The sequence below is a fragment of the Microbacterium sp. UBA1612 genome, from assembly GCF_002321605.1.
In the GTDB taxonomy this organism is placed as follows: domain Bacteria; phylum Actinomycetota; class Actinomycetes; order Actinomycetales; family Microbacteriaceae; genus Microbacterium; species Microbacterium luteum.
This window is the reverse complement of sequence record NZ_DCMW01000035.1, coordinates 54,071-60,949: the sequence shown is the minus strand read 5'-3', so window position 1 is coordinate 60,949 and position 6,879 is coordinate 54,071. Positions and strand designations below refer to the sequence as shown.

At 71.5% G+C, this 6,879-nt stretch carries 6 protein-coding genes; 3 read left to right on the top strand and 3 right to left on the bottom strand.

Annotation, left to right across the window (positions count from 1 at the left end):
* On the bottom strand, positions 1–848 hold an 848-nt coding region (locus tag B3S45_RS13125; RefSeq protein ID WP_286721132.1), incomplete at its 3' end, for an alpha/beta hydrolase.
* A gap of 72 nt (positions 849–920) precedes the next feature.
* Between B3S45_RS13125 and B3S45_RS13120 the strand changes: the two genes are divergently transcribed.
* On the top strand, positions 921–1,394 hold the full coding sequence (locus tag B3S45_RS13120) for a MarR family winged helix-turn-helix transcriptional regulator (protein ID WP_071044986.1): 474 nt from the start codon (positions 921–923) through the stop codon (positions 1,392–1,394).
* Positions 1,395–1,396: 2 nt separating this feature from the next.
* Entirely contained in the window at positions 1,397–2,803 is a 1,407-nt protein-coding gene (locus tag B3S45_RS13115; protein ID WP_286721169.1) for an MFS transporter, read from the top strand.
* Here the strand turns inward: B3S45_RS13115 and B3S45_RS13110 are convergent.
* Together B3S45_RS13110 and B3S45_RS13105 are read right to left on the bottom strand one after the other, a co-directional pair.
* Positions 2,742–4,187, bottom strand: coding sequence for an MFS transporter (locus tag B3S45_RS13110; RefSeq protein WP_176759430.1), 1,446 nt, complete (start codon positions 4,185–4,187; stop codon positions 2,742–2,744). The genes B3S45_RS13115 and B3S45_RS13110 overlap by 62 nt on opposite strands.
* A gap of 99 nt (positions 4,188–4,286) precedes the next feature.
* Positions 4,287–5,015, bottom strand: a complete 729-nt coding sequence (locus B3S45_RS13105; protein WP_286721129.1) for a FadR/GntR family transcriptional regulator — start codon at positions 5,013–5,015, stop codon at positions 4,287–4,289.
* 129 nt (positions 5,016–5,144) lie between these two features.
* On the opposite strand from B3S45_RS13105, the gene B3S45_RS13100 reads away from it, so the two are divergent.
* A complete protein-coding gene (locus tag B3S45_RS13100) occupies positions 5,145–6,878 on the top strand; it encodes a dihydroxyacetone kinase family protein (protein WP_286721128.1) in 1,734 nt (577 codons plus the stop codon).
* The last annotated feature ends 1 nt before the right edge of the window (position 6,879 follow it).

The following is a 6,879-nucleotide window of genomic DNA, read 5'->3' as shown; positions in this document are numbered from 1 at the left end:
AAGACCCGCACGGGGAAGCGCGCGTCGAGCCATGCCGAGAGGTCGGCTCGCACCTCGGCCTGGGCCACGTCGTTGAAGACCTCGTGGCGGGTGCCGGGGTAGACCAGTGTCGTGACATCGCCGAACCCCGACCGACGCCGGTAGGCATCCGCCAGGCGATGCACGCTCTTCGGACCCCCCACGGTGTCCTCGCTCCCGACCAGCATCAGCGTCGGAATGTCGCGCGCCAGACCGCGCTTCGGCCGCGACAGCACCTGCAGGGTGTTCCAGGGACCGAACAGCTGCAGCATGGGCGTGGCCGTGGTGAGTGGATCGTCGAGGAACGCGGCGCCGGTCGCGGGGTCGGATGAGAGCCACTCGACGCCGGTCGCATCCGGACCGCTCCACGGCTTGTTCAGCGGACCGGAGTTGAGGGTGCCGGGCCACGGCAGCGCGGACCCCGACAGCACCAGACCGTCGTAAGCGGTGGGGTGGGCATTGACGAGCTTCTGCGCGAGGAACGACCCCCACGAGTGGCCGAGCAGAACCAGCGGCAGATCGGGGTTCTCGTCACGGATGAGCCGCGTGAACCGCCACAGCGCGTCGACGGCGGCGCGATGCCCGCCCTTGCCGAGGCGGCCGAGCTTGCCGGAGCCGCCGTGCTGACGGAGGCCGGTGCGGCCGTGCCCGCGGTGATCGTCGGCGTACACGGTGAAACCGTCGGCGGTGAGCGCCTCGATGAGGGCGGCGTAGCGGCCGGCGTGCTCGCCGACGCCGTGCAGCAGCTGCACGACTCCGCGGGCCGGCGTGCGGGCGGCGTGCACGTCGTAGACGATCGCGACCCCGTGTGCGTCGATGAACTCGGGCATGGGCCGAGTCTAGGCGCAGCACGTCCGCCGACATTCCTTTAGCAGGACTAATGAGCTATGCTAAAGAACCGCATGGACTCTCCCGAAACACCCACCACCGCCCCCGCAGCCGTTCACGCCGACGAACTCGAACGCGACATCTCCGCGGCCGACTTCCGCATGGCGACCTTCCGCCTGGCCCGACGCCTCCGCGCAGAACGCGCGATCGACAGCATGAGCGACGGCCAGTTCGCCGTGCTCGCCGCGCTCAAGGTCCACGGCCCGCACACGCTGAGCGAGCTGGCCGAGCGCGAGCGCGTGACGGCTCCGTCGATGAACCGCACCGTGAACTGCCTCGAAGAGCTCGGATTTCTCAGCCGCACCGCGGATGAGACCGACCGCCGCAAGGTCAACATCGCCCTCACCGGCCCCGGACGCGACGTCGTCGATGAGACCGTGCGTCGGCGCGACGCTTGGCTCGATCACGGCCTCGCCTCACTCACCCCCGCGCAGCGGCGCACGCTCGCGGCCGCATCCGAGATCATGAAGGAGCTGGCCGCACGATGAGCATGTTCCGTTCCTTCTCGGTCTTCAACTACCGCGTGTGGTTCATCGGCGCCCTGGTGTCGAACGTGGGCCAGTGGATGCAGGCGACCGCCCTCAGCTGGGTGGTGCTGACCGTGCTCACCGACAACGACGCCGGCGCGATGGGGGTCACCATGGCGCTGCAGTTCGGTCCGCCGCTGCTGCTGGTGGGGGTGACCGGATGGGTCGCCGACCGCTTCGACCGGCGGCGCCTGCTGATGATCACGCAGGGGGCGCTCATGCTGCTCGGCGGCGCGATCGGCCTCCTCATCCTGGTCGGGGCGATGTCGCTGCCGCTGATGTACGGCTTCGCGCTGGTGCTCGGCATCGTCGCCGCGTTCGACAACCCCACCCGGCAGGCGTTCGTCTCCGACCTCGTCGCCCGCGAGAACGCCTCGAACGCGATCGCGCTGAACGCGGCATCCTTCAACTCCGCCCGCATGCTGGGCCCCGCCGTCGCGGGCGTCGTGATCGTCGCGGTCGGCACCGGCTGGGTGTTCGTCATCAACGCCCTGACCTTCGTCGGGATGATTGCCGCGCTCGCGATCATCCGCCCCGATGAACTGGTCCCGCGCGCGAAGGCCCAGGGCCGGGCGCGCCTGGCCGACGGCTTCCGCTACGTCGCGCGCCGCAGCGATCTGCTGGTGACGTTCGTGATCGTGTTCATCATCGGCGCGTTCGGCATGAACTTCCCCATCTACGCCTCCACGATGGCGATCGAGTTCGGCCAGGAGGCCGACGGCTTCGGTCTCCTCAGCTCGATCCTCGCCGTGGGCTCCCTCACGGGCGCGCTGCTGGCCGCGCGTCGCGACCGCGCTCGCTTCCGCATCATCCTGTTCGGCGTCGGGCTGTTCGCCGTCGCCGCGGCGGTGGGTGCCTACATGCCCGTGTACTGGGCGTATGCCATCACGCTCATGTTCCTCGGGTTCTCGATCGTGACGATGCTCACGACGGCCAACGGCTACGTGCAGACGACGACGGAGCCGGCCCTGCGCGGCCGGGTGCTCGCGCTCTACATGGCGGTGCTCATGGGCGGCATGCCGTTCGGCGCACCCATCGTCGGCGCGGTCGTCGACGCGTTCGGCCCGCGTGTGGGCATTCTCGTCGGAGCGGCAGCCGGCGTGGTCGCCTTCTCGATCGGCCTCGTCTGGCTGCTGTCGTCGGGTCGTGTGCACCGCCACGAGGCTCGCCGTTTCCGCCTCACGATCGACGAGACCCGCCCACCGTCCGTGGTGCGGCCGACGCCGGAGGAGTTCAGCGAGCCGATCGCCCAGACGACGCCCATCCCGCTGACAGACGGCCGTGCGGCCCCGCGGCGCGGCCGCGCGGTCAGCCGACCGGAACCGGCGCCGCGCCGCCCGGCGCGTCCGGCACGACCTCACGCGGACTGACCAGGCGCCGCAGCACGATCGTGACGACGCCCGCCACGGCACAGCCGGCGGCGATGATCGACAGCGTTCCGAACAGTCCGATCCCGGCCTGGAGCTGCGGGAAGAAGAACGTTCCCACCGCTGCGCCCGCCTTGCCGGCAGCGGCCGCGAAGCCGGCGCCGGCACCGCGCACCTCGACGGGGAAGACGGCGGTCGGCATCGCGAAGGTGGTCGCGTTGGGTCCGGCGTTCATGAACAGGTTGAACGCCGCGAAGGCGAGGAAGACGATCGCGAGCTGAAGCGGTGACTGCGCCATCAGTTCGGTCGCGCCGAGAACGACGAGCGCCCCAGCCATGACGAAGAAGCCCACGGACTGCATGGCGACCAGACCGAGTCGGCGCACGAGGAGGATCGCCGCCGCGAAACCGACGACGAGGAAGATGTCGAGCACCGCGGCCCCCTCGGTCGAGACGATGTCGTCGGCGATGTAAGGGGTGTTCGCGGCGGATCCGAGCGCGAGTGCGGCGAGGATCGTCGGCGTGAACACGCCGACGCCGTAGGTCGCGATGTCCATGAGGAACCAGGGCGCACTCGTCAGCACGGTGGCGGCTCGGTGCCGAGCGGAGAAGAGGGCGCCACGGCGAGCGGACGGCACGGTGCGGGTCGCGGCGACGAGCACCGCGTGGCCCTCCGACGGGGACCTGTCGTGGATCTCGCTGACCGCGACCGTCCGCCCCGCGAACCGGGACAGCGCGGCGGCCGCTTCGAGATACTTCGCCTGCGACGCCAGCCACATGGGGCTCTCCGGCACCACGCGCCGCAGGATCACGACCGCGGTGGCCGGAACGACGCCGGCGGCGAGCATCCACCGCCACGCCTCCGGGTGCGGGTCGAGCAGCAGCACGGCCAATCCCACGAGGGCCCCCAGGAGCTGACCGACCGCCTGGAAGCTGAAGGCGCCGATGAGCAGCCGCGGCCGCAGCCGGCGGGGAGAGATCTCGGACACGTAGCTGGCGGCGATCGGGTAGTCGGCGCCGATTCCGACGCCGAGAAGGAAGCGGAAGGCGATGAGCCACCAGATGTCGGGGGCGAAGGCCGACGCCAGCGAGAACACGACGAACATGGCCAGATCGATTCGGAAGGCGATCTTGCGGCCGATCCGATCCGACAGCGGCCCCATGACGGCTGCTCCCACGATCGCCCCGAGGACGGCGGCGCTCGTGAGCAGACCCGTCTCGAAGGGCGTGATGCTCCACTGCGCGACGATGAGCGGCGAGGCGACGCCGATGATGAAGAAATCGAAGCCGTCGAGCATGATGCCCATCGCCGACAGCCACCACACGCGGCGGTGCATCGGCCCGAACCTCAGCCCGTCGAGGAACCTCAGGGCGGTGTGCTCGCGCATGCCCGGCATCTTTCCGGCGGGACATGGCCGGCGAGGGATACGACACCTGAATGCCGCGTGAACACCCGGAGCGGCAGGCGTCCGCCGGGCGGCGACGATTCAGGCGTCTGCGAGGCGCGCGGAGGCCGTCGCCATGTGCAGCGCCATGGCCGACGCAGCGGCGTCGGCGTCGGCGCGCTCGAGAGCCGCGAGGATCGTGGCGTGCTCCTGGACCGCCACGCGAGCCGCGTCGGCGTCGTGGACCGCCCGGTCGGCGTAGACCCGCAGGAGGGAGCGCACGACGTCGAGCTGATCGACCAGCACGCCGTTCCCGGCCGCGGCGGCGAGGGCGAGGTGGAAATCGCGGTCCGCCGCGGCGAAGGCCCGAAGATCGTCGACCGACGCGCGCATCCGATCGACCGTTGCGCGCATGCCGGCCAGGGAGCTCTCGTCGACCCGCCCGGCCGCCAGGCGAGCGACGAAGATCTCCAGGCCCGAGCGCAGCTCGAGCAGCTCGGCGGTGTTCCGCTCGCCGATCAGCAGCCCCCACCGCAGCGTCTGCGGCAGCAGCTCGCTGGCCGTTCCACGCAGGTAGGTGCCCGAACCGGGACGCACGGCGACGATGCCGAGGATCTCGAGCGCTGCGAGCGCCTCGCGCACGGCGGAGCGGCCGACCTCGAGAGTCGCCGCGAGGTGGCGCTCCGGCGGGAGCCGCGTGCCGGCCGCGATGGATCCGCTCGTGAACAGGTCGAGCAGGCGCCGCGCGACCTCCGACACCGGCGAGCCGGCGGGCACGGCGGCGAGCGCCGATGCGATCGCGGCCGAGCGGTCGTCGGAGTAGGCGGGCATGGTGATCAACCTATCCGGTCCGATCATCGTGGGCGAAGATTGGTCCACCGGTTGTTTGCAATTGGTCAACCGGTTGTGGAAGATGGGGGTTGCGCACCCGCGCATCGATCATCGCTGTGAGGAGCCGCAATGACGCGACTGTGGAACGATCCGGCCGAATTCGCCGACGAGATGATCGACGGCTTCGTCGCCGCCAATGGCCGCTCGGTGCGACGCGTGACCGGCGGGGTCGTGCGCAGCACCGTCGTTCCCTCGGGCCAGGTGGCCGTCGTCGTCGGCGGCGGCTCGGGGCACTACCCCGCATTCGGCGGGCTGGTCGGTCCGGGTCTCGCGCACGGCGCGGCGATGGGCAACCTCTTCGCCTCGCCGTCGACGCAGCAGGTGTACGCGGTGGCGAAGGCAGCGGATGCCGGCGGCGGCGTCTTCCTCAGCTACGGCAATTACGCCGGCGACGTGCTCAACTTCGACGCGGCGCAGGAGCGCCTGCGCGCCGAGGGCATCCGATGCGAGACCGTCACGGTCACCGACGACGTCGCCAGCGCCCCCGCGGCCGAGGCGCACAAGCGTCGCGGGATCGCCGGGGACCTCACCGTCTTCCGCAGCGCGGCCGCTGCGGCGGAGGCCGGCGCCGATCTCGGCGAGGTCGCACGCATCGCCGCCCACGCCAACGCCCGCACCCGCTCGTTCGGCGTCGCCTTCAGCGGGTGCACCCTCCCCGGTGCCGGCGCACCTCTGTTCACCGTGCCCGAGGGACGCATGGCGATCGGCCTCGGCATCCACGGCGAACCCGGGGTGGACGAGGCGGCGATCCCCACCGCCGACGAGCTCGCCGACCTCCTCGTCTCTCGCCTGCTCGGCGAGATCCCCGACGGCGTGACGGTGCCGGGAGCGCGCGTGGTCCCGATCCTCAACGGGCTCGGATCGCTGAAGTACGAGGAGATGTTCGTCGTGTACCGGCGCATCGCCCGGCTGCTCGAAGACGCCGGGGTCGAGGTCGTCGACCCGCACGTGGGCGAGTACTGCACGTCGTTCGACATGGCCGGCACCTCGCTCACCCTCTTCTGGCTCGATGACGAGCTCGCCGGCCTCTGGGAGACGCCGGTCGACACCCCCGCCTACCGGCGCGGCTCGGTGGGTCCCGTCGCCCAGGCCGACGCGGCTGAGGTCGCCGACGGCGACATCGACGCCATCCCCGACGCCGACGACGCCTCGCGACGGGCCGCCCGGCTCGTCCACACGGCGCTTCGGACCCTCGTCGACACGATCGACACCCACGTCGACGAACTCGGCCGGATGGACTCCGTCGCCGGCGACGGCGACCACGGCATCGGCATGCAGCGCGGCTCGCACGCCGCCCTCGCCGCCGCCACGAACGCCGTCACCGCCGGCGCCGGGGCCCGCACGACGCTCGAGCGCGCCGCCGATGCGTGGTCCGATCGGGCCGGCGGCACCTCGGGCGCGCTGTGGGGCGTGATCCTGTCGTCGATCGCCACCGAGCTCGGCGACGCCGGCGCACCCGAGCCGACCGCCGTCGCGCGCGGGGTAGATGCGGCCGCTCGCGGCGTGATGGCCTACGGCAAGGCCGAGGTCGGCGACAAGACCCTCGTCGATGCCCTCGTTCCCTTCGCCGAGACGCTCACCGCACAGGTCGCCTCGCGCGACCTCGCCGCCGCGTGGACGGCTGCCGCGAAGGCGTCGACCGAGGCCGCCGCTGCGACGGCCGACCTCCTCCCCCGCATGGGCCGTGCGCGCACGCACGGCGAGCACAGCGTGGGAACCCCCGACCCGGGTGCGCACTCGCTCGCCCTGATCGCCAGCGCGGTGGGCGCGATGCTCGCCGATCCGACCCTCGAGGAGAACTGAC

Excerpts from the sequence above, each read along its gene's own strand:
- B3S45_RS13120 (WP_071044986.1), top strand. The coding sequence starts at position 921 with ATGGACTCTCCCGAAACACCCACCACCGCCCCCGCAGCCGTTCACGCC.
- B3S45_RS13115 (WP_286721169.1), top strand. The coding sequence starts at position 1,397 with ATGTTCCGTTCCTTCTCGGTCTTCAACTACCGCGTGTGGTTCATCGGC.
- B3S45_RS13110 (WP_176759430.1), bottom strand. The coding sequence starts at position 4,187 with ATGCGCGAGCACACCGCCCTGAGGTTCCTCGACGGGCTGAGGTTCGGG.
- B3S45_RS13105 (WP_286721129.1), bottom strand. The coding sequence starts at position 5,015 with ATGCCCGCCTACTCCGACGACCGCTCGGCCGCGATCGCATCGGCGCTC.
- B3S45_RS13100 (WP_286721128.1), top strand. The coding sequence starts at position 5,145 with ATGACGCGACTGTGGAACGATCCGGCCGAATTCGCCGACGAGATGATC.